Genomic DNA, 18,323 nt, shown 5'->3' on the forward strand with positions numbered 1-18,323 from the left:
CAACGGTATCAAGTGCATAGTGGAACGTTCTTGCTCTGCCGACCGAATTTCGGCGTCCGATAGTCATCTCTTGAAGGGAGTCAACCGACGTGAACAGGCGTATACAGCTATCGAGATCGGAGACCACAGCGTTGGTGCCGAGGAGAACATGGCGGGTTGCATACCTTGGTCGCATCCAGCGGTGGTAACAGTAGCCAAAATAGATCAGCACCTGTTGAGAGCTACATCAACGTCACCGAACATTAAATTACGATTATAACATACAGTGCGCATTTCGGGAGTAGATGGCTTCTTAATCGTAACTATCGTCGAATTGGACGACGAGTTGTTCGGTGGCGAGAGCGTATACAGTCATTTCTCTACCTTTCTCGGAGTACCAAGTATCAATTGCCGTGATAAGTTCCGCTTCGCAAAGCCGGTCCAGGTGATATGAAACGTTCTGAACCGATTGGTTGACTGACTTGGCGATCTCTGATGCCGCTCTGGGTCCCGATTTGAGGGTCGCCAGGATCTCCTGTGCTGACTCGGAGGAAAGGACTTGGAGCACGTCGGCTGGCTCGTCTCGGTCAACGACGATGTTCGTTTGTTTACGGGGCGCGTGGGTGACTGGGGGCTGGTGTGGGAAGGCGCTGGCCATTGGATTGACAAGCTGGGGACCGGTTATTCGTCTTGTTCGGTACACTCCGAACAAACAAATCAAACAATTTAATGCTTGCGAAATTCATCGTTGAAGCATGACTCAACAGATTACCCATCATATCGAGAGGAACACATACTGCTATGAATAAAGATAATCGCGCCATAGCGCGCGAACGTGTCGTTGAGTCGATGGAACAGTCGGCAGAAGTCTACGGTCTCAGTCGAAGCGCAGGCCGTATCTACGGGGTGCTATACTTCTCAGACGAGCCACTTTCGATCCCGGAACTCGTCGACGAGACTGGCTACGCGAAATCGACGATTAGCAACGTCACCCGAACACTAACCCGGGTCGGGCTCATTCATCGTCGATCATCGGAGGGGGGCGGCCGACGTGTGCGGTATACGGCCGAGCGTGAAATCTGGTTCATCCTCCAGAATGTATTTCAACAGTACGTTCAGCGGGAGATTCAAACAACGCTACGGACGATTCAGCGCGCGCAGGCACAACTCTCTGAGGATAGCGAAACCGAGACCGAACGAATCGAAGAGCTCCAAGAAACCTACGAAGATCTACAAGAGATCGTCACACTCGCGTCGGAGTTTACAACCGAGGAACTCCGAGACGCTCTCGAATCATACGATCATTAGCTACCAGTATACGGTGTATGTACAGGTATCGTCTCTGTCTCGACGACACGTGTCCCCGGTTTCCTCAATGAAGACGAACGCGTCGACAGACGCGTACTGTCTGGCGACACCACGGATAAGCCCTCGATCGAATGGACAGGGGTACGGATTGTAACACGTAATTTCACCGGTCTGATCCTTTGTCTGTTCGAATTCGTAGTAACCGATGTCACCACCACGGTGATTCTGTTGGTAGGCTGTATCGATCGATTGGAGTCCCTCGGGAACGCTATCAAAGTCGTTTGGCCACTTGGCAACTGTCGGGAGTTGTTCTCCAAGTCGATCGAGAACATGCGGCTGTAATTCCTCAGCAATCGTCTCGAAGGCATTCAACCATCGTTGTTGAGGGTACCATTCGTCGGGCTCCGGGTCTGTGATCCCTTCTGCAGCAAGTGCCTGGAGCGCCTGTTCCGTATAGGCTTCAGAGAAGCGTCCCATTGCCTTTTCGACGATCGTCAGTATCGTTTGACCGTTCACCTCTACGCCCTGGTCAAACGCTTCATAAGGGGCCATTGTCTGTACCACCAATTGTATCACGAAAGTAACTTCGATATATGAGAGACCTTCGGTCTAACCCCGGACGCGCTAAGCCTGTTTCGAATGTTTCACGTAACGAGATTTCAAGACTCCGGTTGCCGTAGATTCAAAATATGACCGATCAGGACGAGGATAAATCTCCGGATACCGAACAATCGGATGAATACGAAGGAAAATACGACACGTACATCGATAGGCTTCTCGAGCTCATCTCTTTGTTCTGGTGACATATTATCCGATTCGACGATTCGACGACCGATCGACGATGATAGGTTACGTCGTCGATCCGTGCGCTATGAGTCGCGTCGAGCGGGCTGAACTCCCGGTGCTTGATACGGTCTGACGCCTTCTTCGCAGAGAGACTGCAGGAATTCATCCCAGTCTTACCCTTCGTCAGCAGCGATCGTATCTATCCGATCGAGATTTCGTTTCAGCACCTGCTAGCCGATTAGTGTATCGTGTGGCTGTCTCATCGAGCAATCTATATCGAATATTTTACTCGTCCAGCAATTAACAAAAGCAGTCGTTTTCACCGATTTGAAGGTGTAATCCGTGCGATGAGCGTCGTGCTGGGCTGGCAGCGAGACGATCGAAGCCAGTTGCGTCGTCCCCTGACACGATACGATGATGTATCTTTCCAGAATATCTTCTCAACGTATGCGACGATAGAACGGGGTGAGGACATTTGCTGAGTTGGGTCGGGAGCCCCGAATTCCACTTCGTACTGGTGGTTTTCGGGTTCGTGGTGATCGTGCTTGGCCTACGCGGCTACTCTCACGGTTCCCACTCACGGTCCGAACTACTGTTCGTGCTGGTCGCATCCGTTGCTTGGATCGCTTATTCAATAGCAGATCTTACAGCATTCTTATCTCTACCAGACTTCATCTCGAGGTTGTTAACTGGAGTTCTGTCACTCCTATTCATCTCGTTGTTCCTCAACTGGGGATACACACGACGCGGGGAAGAGGACGATTGATTCGTCTCCATATGGACGACTACTTCGTTATAGAGGCTCTGAAACGGAGGATGAGCAGGTGAGGGAGCCAAATCGGTGAACGATACAACGTCCGCCCTACTGCTGGCTCAGAACGCAAGCATGGTATTAAGTGTAAGGGAATGAGTGATATCAGTTATATGAGGATATTTAGTCGTCTCAAAACTGGATTCGGTATGGCACGCCGGAGCGGCCGCGTGCTCAGAGCCCATCCAAAATTGCTGGTGTTCCCGCTGATTGGTGGCCTCTCGGGTATCGCGTTCATCGTAACATTGTTCGGGAGTCTTCTCCTTACGGACTCTATTCAGGACCCCGGGCTGGTGCTGTATGTCGCATTGTTCGTAGCCTACCTCGTCGAGACGTTCGTCGCGTCGTTTTTCACTGCGGCCCTCGTCGCAGCGACACGCACGGTCTTCCACGGCGAAGAACCGTCGATTCGCGGGTCTCTGGCCGCCGCCTGGCAGCGGAAGCTGCCGCTGTTCGCCTGGTCGCTCGTCGCTGCTCTCGTTGGCGTGCTCATCCGGCTCATCGAATCTGAGGATAACCTCGTGGCGCAGGTCCTCGCTGGCGTCTTCGCTGTGGCATGGAGCGTCATGACCTACTTCGTCGTCCCCGTCATCGTCTTTCGTAACCCATCCGTCACGGAGATGTTCTCGGAAAGCGCTAATACGTTCAAAGACACGTGGGGGGAGTCTATTGGTGCGATGGCCGCTATCGACATCTTCTCGTTCCTGTTCGCGCTCGTCGGTCTCGGACTCGGTTTCCTCACATTTGCTGTGACCGGTGGCACGAGTATCCAGCTATTAGCGACAGTGCTAATCGGTGGCTCCGCATTCGTCTTCGGCCTCCTGCTCGGGAAAGCACTCAGCGGCGTCGCCAAGACAGCGCTGTACATCTACGCGACTGAACGCACTGCGCCAGAATTTTTCGACGACATGGACTTCAGTGCGTTTGGCGGTGACAACTCGGCGTCCACCCGCGGGTTGGGAAATCATATCGGCGGTCCGGAGAATGGGTGAATCTAACGACTAATCCCGCTGAACTGCGGGGTGAGAGACACGATGATCCGACCAACTCACATACCGACGGACGTCCGGCAGGGAATGAAAATCGCGCGAGCGGAGTGGATACGCCATCATCGTGAATTCGGAACTCCACTGACTGGTCGTCCGGTAATGCTCGTCATCCTGGTCGGAATCGCCAGTGCTCTCGGGTGGCTCGGATTCTCACTGGGACGCGACCTCATCGCTGGACAGCCGCTTCCAGATGGCGTGGTAAGTCTCTTTGTCAGTGCTGCGTTCATCTGGATGGTTTGGCGAAGTTCGAAGTACACGCACGTTCGATTCGAGGGTCTGAACCCGAATTTCCTGTTGACGGCTGTTCCCGCCAGAACCGCTGCTCTGGGTCTGCTGGGGTTCGTCTACGCGCGACTGCTCACTACGCTCGTTGTGCCGACGCTCGGGATCGCAATGGGCACCGCAATTGGACTCCGGTCGCCAACGGTCGTCCTCACGATCACTCTCGCAAGCGTGTGCGTAGCTGTGCTCGCCGCTGTACTCGGAGCCACCAGTAGACTCGCCGGTCGACTCGTCGCGCTTCGACTCGTGCGAGCACGGTACTATCGAGATCTCTTCATCGTGTTCGGCTGGATTCCGCTCATCATCGCTGCAATGCTTCTGCAAGAGCTGTCATTCTCGCTTACCCCGTTGGCCGGACTCCTCGGTGCGTTACCGCTGGCATGGTTCGTGGACCTCGCGCTCATCGGCACTCCGCCTGAGACGGTCGGCTCACTTCGTCACACGCGACGTGTGGTTGCTCTCCTTGGTACCATAGTCCCGATTTTCACGGCCGGGACGACGCTCCTCGCTCGCCAGGTCTGGGAACACGATTCCACCAGATCGACAGGGACTCGCGGTTCACACTCAATTCTCAAAACAGGGGTGGTCGAGCGATTTGTCGGTGAACGCATCCCGCGAGCGATGTACACCGTCGCTCGGGAGCGATGGCTGATGGAACGCCGGGTTCCACAGGGACTTCTGTCCACGGGCTATGCCCTCCTATTCATGGGCGTAGTTGGGTTCCCAGTGGTCGCACTTGCTGGTGGTACAACCAGCTTGCTGGTGTTTTTCGCAGTTACGCTCGGCCTCGTCAGTGGTGTCGCCTTCAGTTCGGATCCAATCGGCACCGAATATCGCGCCTTGGCGATGCTGTTCACGTCGGTCACCGGCCGGCAATTCGTCGGTGGCTTACTCCTCGCAGCGACCGTAGTCGGTATCCCTCTTATCGCCCTCATCATCGTTCCACTTGGCATCGTCGGTCCCGTTGGGCTTGGACAGACGTTCTTGATCGCACTCCTCGGCGGTGCCGTCTGTACGTGTACGGCGGCGGTCGCCACTATGGTCGGGCTGGGCGTCGAGCGGTTCAACTACGCTCCAGTTCCGTTTTTCTTCACCGACGTGCCGATTTACGCGGAAGTGGGCGCTGCTGCGTTCCTACGTCACGGACTGGTTCTTGCCATCGGAGTGTTCGTCAGTATACCAGCCTTCGTGGGGACCGCTCCGCCGATCTATGGGGCCATTGCAGCCCACGGGGTGCCGACCGTCGTCGTCCAGATCGGCGCGCTTCTCCTCACACTGTTGCTTGCCGCCATCATCACGAGAATTGCATTCAGGGCTGCAGTACAGCGGTTCCGAGACTATCAACTCGGGTGACCTCCAGACTATGAGTAACATAACAAACGAAATGCCGAGTGCGGATGAACGAGAACCTCGCACCGGAATGGATACTCAACCAGCAATCAGCACGGACGATTTGACGAAGACGTACAGCAACACGACAGCCGTCGATAGCCTCAATCTCACAATCGAACAGGGAGCAGTGTACGGATTCCTCGGTCCGAACGGTGCGGGAAAAACGACGACAATTCGGATGCTGACGGCGTTACTGCCTCCGACCAGTGGCTCCGGACGCGTCGAGGGGGCATCAATCACAGACCGCGAGGCACTCATTGAATACATCGGCTACCTGCCCGAGTCACCACCGATCCACGAGGAGTTCACTGCCCGGGAACAACTCGAATACCACGGCGGGCTACGCAATATGACTCCAGCTGCCATCGACGACCGGATCGAAACACTCCTCGCCCGATTCGAGTTGACCGACGCTGCCGACGAGCGGATCGCCACGTACTCAAAAGGGATGCGACAGAAAACCGGGTTAATTCAGGCGATTATGCACGATCCGGAAGTGGTCTTTCTCGACGAGCCAACGTCCGGGCTTGATCCGCGTGCCGCCCGAACAGTACAGGAGACGATTACGAAGTTGGCCACAGGAGATACCACAGTGTTCCTCTCGACGCACATTCTCCCCGTCGTCGAGGATATTGCGACTTGTGTCGGCATCCTCTACGAGGGTGACCTTGTCGCGGAGGGCCACCCCAGCGAACTCACTAACCGCAAAGCAATTGAGGAAGATCAAACGCTCGAAGACGTTTTCCTCGAAGTCACAACCGAAGACGACTACCGTGCGAAGGAATCCACCTCGGAGTAAGTGCTATCCGCGCTTGAATACGGTGAAGGCGTGGGAATAGGGACGAATTCGAACGGTCGAGGTTGTTGAGTGTGGGGTGACTGAACTACAAATGTAGCACTCAAGGACAATTTCTACGATTAAGATGTATTCTTCACCAGCAAACACTGATTCCTCCGGGAATCCGGAGTGCTAATTACACAGAATTCCGACGTTTTCTGCAGATTCAATAGGCCGTATATAGACAATAATCAACTTCTCGCTTGCGCTTAAACACCGTCTGCGGCTTGTATTGATCATGAGGTCGATTCTATTGCTCCAGGCAGTAACAAATCGAAGTGGAATTTCAAAGCGCATTATAACTGCGGGATCGGAGCATACTGTCCGAGTACAGGAATTTCCAAGGGAAGTGGTCAGTGAAAGTACAACCGAAGACTTGCCTGTTACAGTGGTTCAAACACACCCGATTGTTGTAACCTGTTTTTTAATATCGGACTGTTCAATAATTTCTTGATGCCCTCCACTGGCGATCGGAAACACACAGTTCCAGGTGTTATTGCCGCTGTAATTGGTCCGATACTTTCTGGACAGACCTACAGGAACCTGTCCTATCTGGTCTTGGCGTTCCCTCTCATGATGCTGTACTGGCCCCTGTTCGGCTTTGGCCTGTTTCTCGGGACCCTACTCTCAATTGTGCTTGTGGGAATCGTCATCTTGGTCCTGATGGTCTTCGTGGTGCGAATGCTCGTCACTCTGGAACGGTGGCTTGCGAACTCCCTACTTACGGTTTCTTTAGAGGCGCCAGATGATGTCACCCTCAGGAGTGGGACTGGCAGAAACATTCGTGGATATATCGAGGCGGCGAGCACCTGGCGTGGTTTCGGATTTCTGTCATTGAAGGGTTTCCTCGGTATCATCGGGCTCATGCTTGCCTATGGGTTGGTGCAGGGATTGACATTACTCTCGGCAGTGGTTCGCCGTCCCCTCAAAGTCAGTTTCGGTGAGGTGAATGGTAACCCTGTAATCTGGACGATCGAAACAGTCCCCGAGACCGCTCTGGCAATGGGAACCGGTGCGATTCTCGTACTTCTCGTACTGCACCTGGCTAATGGCTTCGGGTATGTCGCCGAACGAATGGCGATGTCACTATTAGGAAGTTCGGTGGAGGGATCAGATATCGAGTAATATCCATCCCAGAACTGTGAATGGGTGGCGAGTTATCCCACTTGGGGGGATCTTACGATGTCTGCGCGCCATGTGCCATTTATAGCCCTCAGGAACGATTCATTGTATTTCGTTTCACGTGATTTTATCCACGCAGCGAGTATGCGAATCTAGAACCGAAGAAATCTCCCACGACGGCGTAGTAGAACGGCAGTTACTACCAACGGGATTGCCACGTACACCGCTCCAAGTATAAGTAGGTCGGCCATCATACCTACTCTCACAGCCTGAACTACCCCGACCATCGCGGCTGTGAGTGTTCCGTACCAGCCGATAAGCCTCCGTTGATATACAAAGACTGCTAAGACACCGAGTACAACTCCCACGGCTCCCCATTGTAAACTGGCGACCGTTTGTGGGTTAATTCCAGCTTCAACGACCGGCCCTGAAAGTTGAGCCAGAATCGCCATCCAAAACGAACCGACTGCGAACACCACTAACACAGCTACGAGACCGAGAATATCCACTGGAGGACGCCCCTCGCCTTTCCGCTCAAAAAAACAGGAAACGTTCCAGCTCGCTTGGATACGCATCGCCCCATAATCTTGGCGAATATACCTAATTCTTTGTGTTTACCGAAATCACTCACCACATCAAGGCGGATTAGCACCATTTGCGTTGAGTGAAACAGCCGCTCTGTAGGGGTGCGAATCTATCGGTAGAATGCGTCTATGATCAGCATTCGATGTCAGCGACCTGGGCTAACTGTGGGCGCTCGTCACTGGGATGTGCATACCAGAAATGGAACCGGAGACAGTAGTCCTCGTCGAGATTATTCACACCAAGAATCTCAACGCCCCCTGCGAAGTCCTCGACGGCTCCATGTAACGCGACTGGAGAGATATCTTCGTCCGGGGTCATCGTCACTCGCTGGTCAACGCCCCCATCGACACGGTATGAATCCCAGTCCAGCACACCAGACTCGGTTTCGAGCGCGAGGTGGAACGTCCGTGCCCGGTCGTCCGTATTCCGGAGTTCGACATTCACTTCTCTGAGGGACCCGTCGGACGTGAACGGAGCTATACAGCCAGTGAGTCCGGATAACGCGGCGGTCGCGCCGAGGAGGACTTGGCGGCGTTGCACCTTTTCGGCTACATCCGGCACTGGGAAGTATGTTACCTGTATTTCCCACCAATCCGATTCGTCATCTGAGAATCACTCATTGCAGGATTCGCGTCCTGTATCCAGCACGGCATTTCTATCGACTCCTGAGTATACCAACTGAGCCACAGCGATGTAAATCCAAAGCTTGCTCCGGTCCCCATCGTCGCGACCGGACTACTCCACGGGCCGGACTAGGTCGCCGTCTCGTTGGACCCGGTCGAACGTCGAGAGATACGCGATCCGGTCGTGAATCTCGTCGGCATCCAGTTCCAGTTCAGCGATCAGTTCGTCGACGGTCATCGACTTGTCGAGTACCTGAAGGACTTCGAGCCCCCGGTAGTATCTATTCGTGAGCTCCTGGATGCGGGTCTCAATCGGTGTGGTCACCCCGTACCGCTCCTCGAGTTCGACTACGGCCTCGTTCGCGAACGTGGCGAACTGATCGTCCCCCAGGCGTTCGATCTGGGCTTCGAGCTCATTCAGGACGACATCGTAGTCGAGGCCGGCCCGTACGAGCCCATTCATGTCATCGATGTCGTCGTCGCTCCCTTGAGGTCGCGCAGCGACATCGCGCCACCACCGATCAGGTAGACCGTGAGCGGTTCAGATAGCCCGTCCCCGATTCGCTGGAATTCGTTCTCGATGGACTCGCGTCCAAATGTTGGTCTCATTGTGGTAGTGGCACCTCGTATTCAGCCGCCAACTCCTGGAACACGTCCCACTCCGGGACCCTGTCGTCGTCAACCCCGCCGCGCGTCTCAAGGTAGCGGAGCAGGGCGTCGATTTCGTCTTCGAGTTCATACTTCGCCGCCTGCTCTCGGAGATCCGCTTCGTCGACGTCGACGTGGCTGAGCAGGAGGAGGCAGTACGAACGGTGGCGGCTACCGTCGTCGATGAGCAGCGTGTGACAGCACAGTTCCGCCGGCGAGACTGCGTCGAGCTCCTCGGAGTAGACGTAGTAGCGGTGGCCGGTAAGCAGGAACTGGAGGTCGAAGGCCGCGAACCGAGCGAGGCCAGTTTCGTGGAACGCCTCCGCGTCGATCTCCGTCTCGGCCTGAGCGAGAAATTCGTCGTAGTCCTCCCAGAGAATCGTACCCTTCGGGGCGACGGCTTCGAGGCGTTGGCGATGCAGATGGTGTGCGAGTTCGCAGGCGAACTCGTGGAGGCGGTCGAAGTCCCCGTTGAAATCGTAGTGGCCGTCGGCCGTCCCGACGAGACCCCGGTCGCGAAACCGCTTGAGGACTCGGTTGACCGTGTTGCGGTAGTTGTCGCTGCGGTCGGCGATCTCGGAGACGGTTCGCGGCTGGTCAAGGTAGTACAGCACCTCGAGTGCTTTGCCGGTCAGTAGTTCGGGGAAGTCAATGTGGGTATACTGGCGGACGAGGTCCTGGTAGAGTTCGACGGCGCGAGCATCCGACGGGACGACTCGTTTTCGCCGCCCGTCGCGTTCCGTGTAGACGAGCCCCTTCTCGACGAGGTCGCCGACGGCACGAGAGAGGTAACTCTCGCTGTGGTCAAGCTTCGTTGCGAGGTCGGAGATCGTGTCGCCGCGGTTAACCGTGGCGAGGACCTCGAGTTCGATGCGACGGAGCACGTTGTAACATAGCACGAAACTAATATATAAATGGATTTCGACCAGTGTTACATTCAACAGTCCACATATCGCTAGTTTAGATGTAGCGAATCGCATGACTGAGAAGCCACGATTCAGAATCGGTCGGTAATCGAACGAAATCCACTATACGAGTCAATTTCGGTAATTAAACGATACACTGCTGTCTGTCGGATTTGGAACGTTCGATAAACCAACGGGCGCTGCAGGATTCGAACCCGCGGCCCCTTGGTCCGAAGCCAAGTGCTCTGTCCAAGCTGAGCTAAGCGCCCGCAATACGACGTAAGCCGAGATGGGTGTTAAACTTCCCGATGCGAGATTGCGACACCCTGGACCGACCGGCATTCACCGCCCCGAGACCAACGTCTTTGCCTCGCGCCCGCAAATACCTGCTATGCTCACTACTGAGACGCCCGCGCCACCATTCGAACTCCCGAACCAACACGGTGAAACCGTCTCACTTTCAGCGTTCGACGGGCAGTACGTCGTCGTGTACTTCTATCCCCGGGCAGACACCCCCGGCTGTACGACCGAAGCCTGTGAATTTCGAGATTCCTGGGACGAGTACGCGGAGGCGAACGTGGGCGTGGTCGGCATCAGCGACGACCCGGTGAAGGACCTCGCCGATTTCGCCGGGAAATACGATCTCCCCTTCGACCTGTTAAGCGACGAGGACGGGTCGGTCTCCGCCCGGTACGACACGTACGGGGAGAAGAACATGTTCGGAAACACCTTCGATGGCGTCTTCCGGAACACGTACGTCGTGGGGCCGGAGGGCTCCATCGTAGCGACATTCGAAGGTGTCGATCCCGAGGAACACGCCACGGAAGTTCTCGAGGCCATCGAACAGCGACGGGAGTGAATCGGGACTGCGATTCGGCCGGGTCGCCGACCGGGATTCGACCGCTTTATTGTGCCGCGCTGGACTTTCGGTGACATGGACACCGACGCCCTTCGTGGCTATTTCGAACTCGCCCGTCCTACCAACACGTTCGTGGCGGGCGTGCTCACGTTCGTCGGTGCGTTCGTCGCGGGAGGAGCGGTAACTCGTCCGATACTCGCGGGGGCGGCAGTCCTCGCGACCTGGCTCGCAACCGCTGCTGGGAACGCGATCAATGACTACTTCGACCGGGATATCGATCGCATCAACGCCCCGGATCGAGCAATCCCACGGGGTGCGGTATCGCCACGAGGGGCGCTGGTCTACAGCGGCGTGCTATTCGCTGGAGCCGTCGTATTTGCAGTATTGTTGCCCCCGTTGGCCATTGCTATCGCAGCGATCAACCTCGTCGCACTTGTGGCATACACCCGCGTATTCAAGGGACTCCCGGGGGCTGGGAACGCCGTCGTTGCGTATCTCGGCGGGAGTACGTTCCTCTTCGGTGCGGCTGCTGTGGGCGACGTCCGGGCAGGATCCGTCCTGTTCGCGCTCGCGGCGCTCTCAACGTTCACTCGCGAGGTGATCAAGGATGTAGAGGACATCGCTGGCGATCGCGCCGAGGGATTGCGTACGCTTCCGATCGTCGTGGGCGAACGTCGATCACTTCTCGTCGCCGGTTTCGTCCTCGTGATAGCGGTCGCAGCGAGTCCGATGCCATTCCTCTGGGGCATCTTCGGCCTTCCCTATCTCGTCGTCGTGGTGCCGGCCGACGTCGTGATGGTCGCGGCGGTGGTACTCGCCTTCGACGATCCCACGACCGGGCAACAACTCCTGAAATATGGGATGTTCCTCGCGGCCATGGCATTCGTCGTCGGGCGTCTCGCCGTCGTCCTCGGGTGACTGGCCGGGGTTCGACGACCTACAGCTTCTTGTCCCAGGCTGGCGAAGACGCCGGTATGCCCGTGGATTCAGACGCGGAACTCGAATCGATACTCGCCAGCGATCGTATCGCCGTCGTCGGCTGTTCGACGACCGAAGGCAAGGCGGCACACGACGTGCCGAAGTACCTCCAAAACCATGGCTACGAGATCGTTCCTGTCAACCCCTTCGCCGACGAGATACTCGGCGAGACCGCCTACGATGCAGTAACCGATGTCCCCGGGGAGGTCGATATCGTCGACGTCTTCCGGCCGAGCGAGGAGGTCCCCGAGATCCTCGATGCCGTCCTGGAACGCGACGACGCTCCTGTGTTCTGGCTTCAGCTCGGCATCGAGCACGACGACGCCGGAGACCGGGCCGAAGCCGCGGGACTCACGTTCGTCCAGGACCGGTGTATGAAAATCGAGCACGAGCGACTCGTCGCCTGATCAGGCCCCGGTGGCCTGGTCGGTGGCGTCGTCCTCGGTACTGTCGTCGGTCTCGACGGTCGCATCCGGCACTTCGACACCTTCTGCTTCGGCGAGTGCCTCGAGTATCTCTCGTTGCTCTTCGAGTTCCGTCTCGATGGCGCCGACCCGATCGTTCGTGGTGTCGATCGTTTCCCGGATGGCCGCCATCTGTTCTTTGACCTCGTTGAGTTTCTGATAGAGGTTGTCGGCCATGTCGACGACCGATTGCAGCTTCTTTGCCGTGCTCCCGAATCCCATACGTGGGCAATCGAACCGGAGGCCTTTGGCCGTTTCGACCTGGCAGCAACCGGTGCGGATCGATCGCCGTCCTGGCGTTTTCGACCCGAAAGGCCCTTAAGAGGCACCCGAGTACATCCGGTTGGACTAGGTCGGGCGGTTTGGCCCCGCCCGTCACCCGCTCTATGGTCATTAGCGGGGACCGAATACCGGGTGCGTCCGGTCAGACCGGTCCGGACCCCGGGAGCCGACGTGGAAGCCTCGTCCTGCGGGGACGGCGGTACGTGGCGGACGCCTGCAGGGGCGTCGCGCCCACGTCTCGTCGGTGGCAACCCGCCAGGCACGGAAGTGAGCAGCGGACCACCGAACGTTCGTCGCTCGTAGGGTCGCGGGGTGGAGGAGGCGACCGGGACTATCCGGGCTGGAACGTCGGGCAACCCCGGCCGTCCACATTCATCTGGCTGTCATACGAAACGCGAGTGGCGTCTCTACCGAGAACGGCCCGTTACTCGAGGTGGTCGACCGACGGGGAACCCGAGATCTCTACCTCGCCGTCAAGGGTTCGAATTGGATAGGGTATGTCGATACCAGCCTCGTCGAATCGCTCCTTGACCGACTGGACGTACTCGCTTCTGGTCTTCACGAAGTCGGATCGAGAGGGGTCGTCGATCCAGAATCGGGATTTGAGACCGACGAAGGAGTCGCCGAGTTCGGTCAGTCTGACGGTCACGCCCGGGTCGTCCATGATCTCGTCGTGGGCCTCAGCCTCGTCGACGATGATCTCGGTGGCCTGGTCGATATCGTCGTCGTAGCCGATACCGAAGAGGAACTGGAGGCGGAGTTTCTCTTTGGCGACGGGGTTCTTGAGCACACCGTCGGTGAGCGTCGAATTCGGAACCGTGAGCAGTTCGTTGTCGAACGTGCGCACGCGAGTCACACGGAGGCTGATGTCCTCGACGATTCCCGAGTTGTCGTCCCACTCGATCCAGTCGCCGATCTTGAAGGGGCGATCCGTGTAGATGAACACGCCCGCGACGAAGTTCTTGATGACGTCCTGAAGGGCGAACCCGACGGCGAGCGTCCCGGCCGCCGCGATGGTAGCGAGCGATTGGAGAAACCCAGTGAATCCCGCGAATCCGAAGGCCGCCGAGATGGCCACGAAATAGACGACCGCGTTCGTCAGTTTGAGTAACGGGCGTTTGGCGTGTTCGTCCAGGTCACGTCGGTCGAGTAGTCGGGCGACGAGTGGGCTGAAGACCGCCCGTCCGAGGAACGTGATGGCGAGGAACGCGATGACGAAGTAGAGCGCCTGTGTCGCCACGAGTGCGTACTGTTCGGGCAAAAGGTCACGTACGATTGGAAGTGGCGTAACCATCGTGAGATCAGTGGTAGACGGCCGTATTTCCCCTCGTCTCGAACAGTTCGGCGTCGACCCGCTCGGCGAGGGTTTCCGCGAGTGCTTCGGTGGAGTCGGTGCCTCGGGCCGAACGAAGGAACTTGACCTTCACCAGTTCGGCGTCGGCTAGCTGGTCGTTCAGCTCGTCGACGACGGAATCGATCCCCGCTTTCCCGACCCAGACCGTCACGTCCAGTTCGTGTGCCTTCTTCCGTAGCTCTTCGGTCATCTCTGTGAGTCTTTACACCCGGGACCTTTGAATGTTCACCTCTGTATGGCAACGACAACGGCAGGCGTCGGTTCCAAGGGCCGACTGTCAGTCGTCGGATGAATGCTCGTATGGGTATCTGGATTGCCCACCGCACTCGCAGGTGATCACCACGTGCCCATCCTGGGTTCGTACGCGGGCATTCCGCCCGGGAACGAGATAGCGGTCGCAGCGCGTACAGGAGAAGCGTTTCAGTTGCCGGGGCAGTTCGAGTCGGTGTCGTTCGGCGATTCGCCGCGCGAGTCGCACGTACTCCCTGGCTCGGTCGTCGTCGCCCTCCCTGGCCGCAGCTCTGGCGAGCTCTGTCAGCCGCTCGATGCGCTCCCCGGCGATGCCCATCACTCGCCGAGTCGGCGACGATGGCTCAAAGTGGTTCCGGTACAATTATCGGTCGCGGTGAAGTTCCTCGGTTCGTGCAGGTCCTCAACTACCTCGAACTCGCCGACCGCCTGGAGCGTAGCGGTATCGGGACCTCGGCTCGCCACCAGCGCAAGGCACTGGCGGGAACCGACTTCGAGGTGATAACGTCACCCTGGGTGGACGGATCGCCTCTCGAGGCGATCGCATCGACCATCTCTGGCGGACGGTTCTTCGCGGCCTTCGATCTCGCTCACGTCAACGTCATCGGTCCAGGTTCTCTGGCCGTCGCAGGTCACGCGAAGCGGAACGATATTCCGCTCGTCCTCCACGCCCACGTCACCCGCGAGGACTTCGCGGAATCGTTTCGCTTCTCGGAGCAGCTAGCGGTCCCACTCGGGGCCTATCTCCGCTGGTTCTACTCGCAGGCCGACCTGGTACTCACGCCCAGTCGGTACACGAAGGGCGTCCTCGAATCGTATCCAGTGAGCGCTCCCATCGAGACCGTCTCGAACGGGGTCGATATCGAACGGCTCTCCGGATACGATGATCTCCGCGAGGAGTACCGAGATCGGTACGACCTGGAGGGGATGGTCGTCTTTGCCGTCGGCAACGTCTTCGAGCGGAAGGGGCTCTCGACGTTCGGTCGTCTCGCTCGCCGGACGGACTACGACTTCGTCTGGTTCGGGCCGTACGATACGGGTCCACAGGCGTCGACGGCCGTCAGGAACTGGACGTCGAATCCGCCATCGAATCTCACGTTCACCGGGTGGATCGACGATATTCGTGGTGCCTACGGGGCGGGAGACGTCTACCTCTTTCCGACGAAAAACGAGAACCAGGGCATCGCCGTCCTCGAGGCGATGGCGACCGGAAACGCCGTCGTCCTCCGGGATATTCCCGTCTTCGAGGAGTTCTTTACCGACGGCGAGGACTGTCTGAAAGCGTCGACCGAAGGGGAGTTCGAGGCGGCCCTCGACAGATTGGCGGCGGACCCCGCGTTGCGCTCGCGACTCGGGGAGAACGCCATGGAGACCGCCCGGGAACACGACCTCGATCGCGTCGGTGACCGCCTCGAATCGATCTACCGTCGACTCGTTTCCGATGGGGTGGATTTGAACTGATGACTGTGAAAGGGACGGCCACGCCACCGACCGTCGCCACTTTCACCGACACCTATCTGCCGACGGTGAACGGAGTGACGTACACCGTCTCTTCCTGGCGAGACCGCTGGGTTGAGCGCGGCGGCCGGATGGACGTGGTGTATCCGGGCTCCTCCCACGACCCACGAGACGGCGAGTTCCCGGTCAGGAGCGTTGCCTTCCCGTTCTACGACGGATTCAGACTCGGTCTCCCTCGGATCCCCGACGCAGTCGAGGACGTCGACGTCGTCCACGCCCACACCCCGTTCTCCCTCGGACTCGCCGCGTATCGACTCGCGCGTCGGGCGGATATTCCGCTGGTGGTCTCCTATCACACGCCGACCGCGGAATACGCGGAGTACGTCGCACCGGCCTGGGCAACTCCGGCGGTGTCGTCGGTCAGTCGCCGCTACGAATCCTGGTACCTGGATCGGGCCGACCTCGTGTTGACGCCGAGCGAGTCGACCGCCGAGACGGTTAGTGCGTTCACCGACTCACCGGTCGAATCGCATCCGAACGGCGTCGACGTGGGTTTCTTTCGCCCGACGTTTCCGAACGCCTTCATTCGGCGACACGACATCCCGACCGACCGTCCGATCGTGGGGTATACCGGGAGACACGGCTTCGAGAAGAACCTCGACGCGATACTCGACGCGGCCGTCGACCTCGAGGTGACCGTCCTGTTCGGCGGAGACGGGCCGGCCCGAGCAACCCTCGAGGAGAGAGCCGAGGAACTGGGCATCGACGCCATCTTCCTCGGCTTCCTGGAACGGGACGAACTCCCGGAGTTCTACTCGACGCTCGATGTCTTCGCGTTCCCGAGTCCGGTCGAGACGCAGGGACTGGTGGCTCTCGAGTCTATCGCCTGTGGGACACCGGTCGTCGCCGTCGACAGTGGCGCGCTGTCCCATACCGTCGACGATGGACAGACCGGGTTCCACTTCGAACACGGCGATACCGACGACTTCCGCGCCACCATCGTCGAGGCTCTCGAGGCGGGGGACTCGCTCTCCAGACGGTCTCTTCGACGACGGGACGATATCAGTCTCGAGCGGTCGATCGATCGACTGGAGTCAACCTACGAGCGATTGCTCGGGTAGAACCCAGAACTGCGGCGATCGGTCAGTCGTCTGCTTCGAGGGCGTCCGCGATACGCTCGAGTTGTGTCGTGACGTCGCCGACCTCCCGGCGAAGTTCCTCTATCTGCCGTTCCAGGCGTCGGGTATCGACGCCGCCTTCGTCACTGCCCTCGGCACCGGGACCCATGCCGCCGCCCATGGCGCCGGGGCCTCCGCCACCGCCCATCATCCCGCTCATCATCTGGGCGAAGGGATTGCCACCCATTCCGCCACCCATGCCACCGGGGCCACCGCCGCCACCCATCATCTCTTGCATCCGCTCGCGGGGATCTTCTTCGCCTTCTTCGCCCGCATCGCGGTCGGCCTCGCGCTGTTCGCGGATTTCCTCGACGCGTTCGCGGAACGATTTCTCCTCGTCGTCTCCATCGGTGGTGTCGTCGTCTACCATGGCTCGCGGTTGGGCGTCCGGTCGGAAAAAGGACCGGTTTGCGGTCACTCGAACGAGCCGAAACTAGATTGGAGTGACCGTGTCGACGTCCCAGTCGTGACGTCGTAGCCCACCAGGTCCCGGAGGTCGACTGCATAGGCGGTTCCGCCTCGTTCGAGGACGAGAACTCGACCCTGCGTTCCCACGATGGATCCACTCGCGACGGTCTCGGCGACTGGACGGGTGTCGAGTGAGAACCCATAATCGAAGTCGAAGGTCTCGATGGGGTCGAACTCGTCGACGATCGCGTTCCAGCGGTCGCCGTCGACTGTCCGGTGGAGCGATTCGATCTTCGTCGGAACGCGGACCCGGTCTGGGAAGCGATCGGCCAGGTCGGCCTCCAGTTGCCTCGCGATCCGACCGTCCTTCACGGTCCGGATGTGTGCCGCCCGGTCGGCTCCCTGCTCGCGGAGTCGTCGTTGCAACCGCCAGGATCGCGTAACGCCGACTTTGACCGTCTCTGGGGCGAACGCGGCCAGATAGACGGCGTGCTCCTCGTGGCACGCCGCGACCGGCATCGCACAGGTTCCGGTGCAGACGGCACACGGCCAGTGGCTCGTGTGGACCTCGCAGTAGGGCGCATCGTCGCGTGAACACGGTTCGTGGTGGCCATCGGACCGGTCGCCTGCACAGTGACGATGGTCGAGGGTGAACGAGAGCTCCGCACCGGTGTGGAGGGGGTGCTCCTTGACGGTCCCGTCGGTACCGATGACGAGGGTCGCTGGCCCGTCCCCTGCGGCAGTCTCGTACCCGATGATCTGCAC

General features: G+C 58.5%; 21 protein-coding genes, 1 tRNA gene, 1 other RNA gene and 1 pseudogene. 11 read left to right on the forward strand and 13 right to left on the reverse strand.

Features of this window, described 5'->3' with window-relative positions; all coding sequences use genetic code 11:
* Positions 1 to 292 precede the first annotated feature (292 nt).
* Positions 293 to 637, reverse strand: coding sequence for a winged helix-turn-helix domain-containing protein (locus tag HSRCO_RS06375; RefSeq protein ID WP_259519601.1), 345 nt, complete (start codon positions 635 to 637; stop codon positions 293 to 295).
* A gap of 143 nt (positions 638 to 780) precedes the next feature.
* Between HSRCO_RS06375 and HSRCO_RS06380 the strand changes: the two genes are divergently transcribed.
* Positions 781 to 1,287 carry a GbsR/MarR family transcriptional regulator gene (locus HSRCO_RS06380; RefSeq protein ID WP_396266416.1) on the forward strand — a complete coding sequence of 169 codons (507 nt, stop codon included), beginning with the start codon at positions 781 to 783 and terminating at the stop codon, positions 1,285 to 1,287.
* On the opposite strand, the gene HSRCO_RS06385 is transcribed toward HSRCO_RS06380, so the two are convergent.
* Entirely contained in the window at positions 1,288 to 1,839 is a 552-nt protein-coding gene (locus tag HSRCO_RS06385; RefSeq protein ID WP_259519604.1) for a hypothetical protein, read from the reverse strand.
* A gap of 1,194 nt (positions 1,840 to 3,033) precedes the next feature.
* On the opposite strand from HSRCO_RS06385, the gene HSRCO_RS06390 reads away from it, so the two are divergent.
* The 4 genes from HSRCO_RS06390 to HSRCO_RS06405 all read left to right on the forward strand — a co-directional run bounded on the left by HSRCO_RS06390 (position 3,034) and on the right by HSRCO_RS06405 (position 7,570).
* Positions 3,034 to 3,876, forward strand: a complete 843-nt coding sequence (locus tag HSRCO_RS06390; RefSeq protein WP_259519605.1) for a DUF6159 family protein — start codon at positions 3,034 to 3,036, stop codon at positions 3,874 to 3,876.
* A gap of 156 nt (positions 3,877 to 4,032) precedes the next feature.
* Entirely contained in the window at positions 4,033 to 5,568 is a 1,536-nt protein-coding gene (locus HSRCO_RS06395) for a hypothetical protein (RefSeq protein WP_259519606.1), read from the forward strand.
* Positions 5,569 to 5,635: 67 nt separating this feature from the next.
* Positions 5,636 to 6,406, forward strand: coding sequence for an ABC transporter ATP-binding protein (locus HSRCO_RS06400; RefSeq protein ID WP_259519607.1), 771 nt, complete (start codon positions 5,636 to 5,638; stop codon positions 6,404 to 6,406).
* Positions 6,407 to 6,898: 492 nt separating this feature from the next.
* Complete coding sequence (locus tag HSRCO_RS06405) at positions 6,899 to 7,570, forward strand: sensor domain-containing protein (RefSeq protein ID WP_259519608.1); 672 nt, start codon at positions 6,899 to 6,901, stop codon at positions 7,568 to 7,570.
* Positions 7,571 to 7,719: 149 nt separating this feature from the next.
* Here HSRCO_RS06405 and HSRCO_RS06410 read toward each other — a convergent pair whose 3' ends face one another.
* From HSRCO_RS06410 to HSRCO_RS06435, 5 genes and pseudogenes are all read right to left on the reverse strand, one after another.
* Positions 7,720 to 8,142: a hypothetical protein gene (locus tag HSRCO_RS06410; protein WP_259519609.1), complete on the reverse strand. Its 423-nt coding sequence runs from the start codon at positions 8,140 to 8,142 to the stop codon at positions 7,720 to 7,722.
* Between the two features lie 142 nt (positions 8,143 to 8,284).
* Positions 8,285 to 8,692 carry a hypothetical protein gene (locus tag HSRCO_RS06415; RefSeq protein WP_259519610.1) on the reverse strand — a complete coding sequence of 136 codons (408 nt, stop codon included), beginning with the start codon at positions 8,690 to 8,692 and terminating at the stop codon, positions 8,285 to 8,287.
* Between the two features lie 195 nt (positions 8,693 to 8,887).
* Positions 8,888 to 9,384: pseudogene (locus HSRCO_RS06420) on the reverse strand (hypothetical protein).
* Complete coding sequence (locus HSRCO_RS06430; RefSeq protein ID WP_259519613.1) at positions 9,381 to 10,307, reverse strand: MarR family transcriptional regulator; 927 nt, start codon at positions 10,305 to 10,307, stop codon at positions 9,381 to 9,383. The pseudogene HSRCO_RS06420 and the gene HSRCO_RS06430 overlap by 4 nt, the downstream one beginning before the upstream one ends.
* Before the next feature lie 215 nt (positions 10,308 to 10,522).
* Positions 10,523 to 10,597, reverse strand: a tRNA-Arg gene (locus HSRCO_RS06435).
* Between the two features lie 122 nt (positions 10,598 to 10,719).
* On the opposite strand from HSRCO_RS06435, the gene bcp reads away from it, so the two are divergent.
* From bcp to HSRCO_RS06450, 3 genes are all read left to right on the forward strand, one after another.
* The gene (gene bcp, locus HSRCO_RS06440; RefSeq protein WP_259519615.1) at positions 10,720 to 11,187 is read left to right on the forward strand and encodes a thioredoxin-dependent thiol peroxidase; all 468 of its coding nucleotides are present in this window, start codon (positions 10,720 to 10,722) and stop codon (positions 11,185 to 11,187) included.
* 75 nt (positions 11,188 to 11,262) lie between these two features.
* Positions 11,263 to 12,105, forward strand: a complete 843-nt coding sequence (locus tag HSRCO_RS06445; RefSeq protein WP_259519616.1) for a geranylgeranylglycerol-phosphate geranylgeranyltransferase — start codon at positions 11,263 to 11,265, stop codon at positions 12,103 to 12,105.
* A 56-nt stretch (positions 12,106 to 12,161) separates the two neighbouring features.
* Positions 12,162 to 12,572 carry a CoA-binding protein gene (locus tag HSRCO_RS06450; RefSeq protein WP_259519617.1) on the forward strand — a complete coding sequence of 137 codons (411 nt, stop codon included), beginning with the start codon at positions 12,162 to 12,164 and terminating at the stop codon, positions 12,570 to 12,572.
* Here HSRCO_RS06450 and HSRCO_RS06455 read toward each other — a convergent pair whose 3' ends face one another.
* Positions 12,573 to 12,851, reverse strand: a complete 279-nt coding sequence (locus tag HSRCO_RS06455) for a DUF5798 family protein (RefSeq protein ID WP_259519618.1) — start codon at positions 12,849 to 12,851, stop codon at positions 12,573 to 12,575.
* Positions 12,852 to 12,970: 119 nt separating this feature from the next.
* On the opposite strand from HSRCO_RS06455, the gene ffs reads away from it, so the two are divergent.
* Positions 12,971 to 13,283: signal recognition particle sRNA (ffs, locus tag HSRCO_RS06460), an RNA gene on the forward strand.
* A gap of 52 nt (positions 13,284 to 13,335) precedes the next feature.
* Here ffs and HSRCO_RS06465 read toward each other — a convergent pair.
* The 3 genes from HSRCO_RS06465 to HSRCO_RS06475 form a co-directional block, all read right to left on the reverse strand.
* The gene (locus HSRCO_RS06465) at positions 13,336 to 14,205 is read right to left on the reverse strand and encodes a mechanosensitive ion channel family protein (RefSeq protein WP_259519619.1); all 870 of its coding nucleotides are present in this window, start codon (positions 14,203 to 14,205) and stop codon (positions 13,336 to 13,338) included.
* Between the two features lie 7 nt (positions 14,206 to 14,212).
* Positions 14,213 to 14,455, reverse strand: coding sequence for a YhbY family RNA-binding protein (locus tag HSRCO_RS06470; RefSeq protein ID WP_259519620.1), 243 nt, complete (start codon positions 14,453 to 14,455; stop codon positions 14,213 to 14,215).
* 87 nt (positions 14,456 to 14,542) lie between these two features.
* On the reverse strand, positions 14,543 to 14,833 hold the full coding sequence (locus tag HSRCO_RS06475) for a ribonuclease P protein component 4 (RefSeq protein WP_396266417.1): 291 nt from the start codon (positions 14,831 to 14,833) through the stop codon (positions 14,543 to 14,545).
* Positions 14,834 to 14,907: 74 nt separating this feature from the next.
* On the opposite strand from HSRCO_RS06475, the gene HSRCO_RS06480 reads away from it, so the two are divergent.
* Positions 14,908 to 15,975, forward strand: a complete 1,068-nt coding sequence (locus HSRCO_RS06480) for a glycosyltransferase family 4 protein (RefSeq protein ID WP_259519622.1) — start codon at positions 14,908 to 14,910, stop codon at positions 15,973 to 15,975.
* On the forward strand, positions 15,975 to 17,093 hold the full coding sequence (locus HSRCO_RS06485; protein ID WP_259519623.1) for a glycosyltransferase: 1,119 nt from the start codon (positions 15,975 to 15,977) through the stop codon (positions 17,091 to 17,093). Before HSRCO_RS06480 ends, HSRCO_RS06485 begins: the two co-directional genes overlap by 1 nt.
* Positions 17,094 to 17,115: 22 nt before the next feature.
* Here the strand turns inward: HSRCO_RS06485 and HSRCO_RS06490 are convergent, their stop codons facing one another.
* Both HSRCO_RS06490 and HSRCO_RS06495 read right to left on the reverse strand, forming a co-directional pair.
* Entirely contained in the window at positions 17,116 to 17,520 is a 405-nt protein-coding gene (locus tag HSRCO_RS06490) for a hypothetical protein (RefSeq protein ID WP_259519624.1), read from the reverse strand.
* Between the two features lie 44 nt (positions 17,521 to 17,564).
* Complete coding sequence (locus HSRCO_RS06495) at positions 17,565 to 18,323, reverse strand: DUF2797 domain-containing protein (RefSeq protein WP_259519626.1); 759 nt, start codon at positions 18,321 to 18,323, stop codon at positions 17,565 to 17,567.

This window comes from Halanaeroarchaeum sp. HSR-CO, assembly GCF_024972755.1.
Taxonomy (GTDB): domain Archaea; phylum Halobacteriota; class Halobacteria; order Halobacteriales; family Halobacteriaceae; genus Halanaeroarchaeum.

Excerpts from the sequence above, each read along its gene's own strand:
- HSRCO_RS06380 (WP_396266416.1), top strand. The coding sequence starts at position 781 with ATGAATAAAGATAATCGCGCCATAGCGCGCGAACGTGTCGTTGAGTCG.
- HSRCO_RS06485 (WP_259519623.1), top strand. The coding sequence starts at position 15,975 with ATGACTGTGAAAGGGACGGCCACGCCACCGACCGTCGCCACTTTCACC.
- HSRCO_RS06390 (WP_259519605.1), top strand. The coding sequence starts at position 3,034 with ATGGCACGCCGGAGCGGCCGCGTGCTCAGAGCCCATCCAAAATTGCTG.
- HSRCO_RS06455 (WP_259519618.1), bottom strand. The coding sequence starts at position 12,851 with ATGGGATTCGGGAGCACGGCAAAGAAGCTGCAATCGGTCGTCGACATG.
- HSRCO_RS06410 (WP_259519609.1), bottom strand. The coding sequence starts at position 8,142 with ATGCGTATCCAAGCGAGCTGGAACGTTTCCTGTTTTTTTGAGCGGAAA.
- HSRCO_RS06385 (WP_259519604.1), bottom strand. The coding sequence starts at position 1,839 with ATGGCCCCTTATGAAGCGTTTGACCAGGGCGTAGAGGTGAACGGTCAA.
- HSRCO_RS06490 (WP_259519624.1), bottom strand. The coding sequence starts at position 17,520 with ATGGTAGACGACGACACCACCGATGGAGACGACGAGGAGAAATCGTTC.
- HSRCO_RS06470 (WP_259519620.1), bottom strand. The coding sequence starts at position 14,455 with ATGACCGAAGAGCTACGGAAGAAGGCACACGAACTGGACGTGACGGTC.
- HSRCO_RS06375 (WP_259519601.1), bottom strand. The coding sequence starts at position 637 with ATGGCCAGCGCCTTCCCACACCAGCCCCCAGTCACCCACGCGCCCCGT.
- HSRCO_RS06450 (WP_259519617.1), top strand. The coding sequence starts at position 12,162 with ATGCCCGTGGATTCAGACGCGGAACTCGAATCGATACTCGCCAGCGAT.
- HSRCO_RS06445 (WP_259519616.1), top strand. The coding sequence starts at position 11,263 with ATGGACACCGACGCCCTTCGTGGCTATTTCGAACTCGCCCGTCCTACC.
- HSRCO_RS06405 (WP_259519608.1), top strand. The coding sequence starts at position 6,899 with ATGCCCTCCACTGGCGATCGGAAACACACAGTTCCAGGTGTTATTGCC.
- HSRCO_RS06400 (WP_259519607.1), top strand. The coding sequence starts at position 5,636 with ATGGATACTCAACCAGCAATCAGCACGGACGATTTGACGAAGACGTAC.
- bcp (WP_259519615.1), top strand. The coding sequence starts at position 10,720 with ATGCTCACTACTGAGACGCCCGCGCCACCATTCGAACTCCCGAACCAA.
- HSRCO_RS06465 (WP_259519619.1), bottom strand. The coding sequence starts at position 14,205 with ATGGTTACGCCACTTCCAATCGTACGTGACCTTTTGCCCGAACAGTAC.
- HSRCO_RS06475 (WP_396266417.1), bottom strand. The coding sequence starts at position 14,833 with ATGGGCATCGCCGGGGAGCGCATCGAGCGGCTGACAGAGCTCGCCAGA.
- HSRCO_RS06395 (WP_259519606.1), top strand. The coding sequence starts at position 4,033 with ATGCTCGTCATCCTGGTCGGAATCGCCAGTGCTCTCGGGTGGCTCGGA.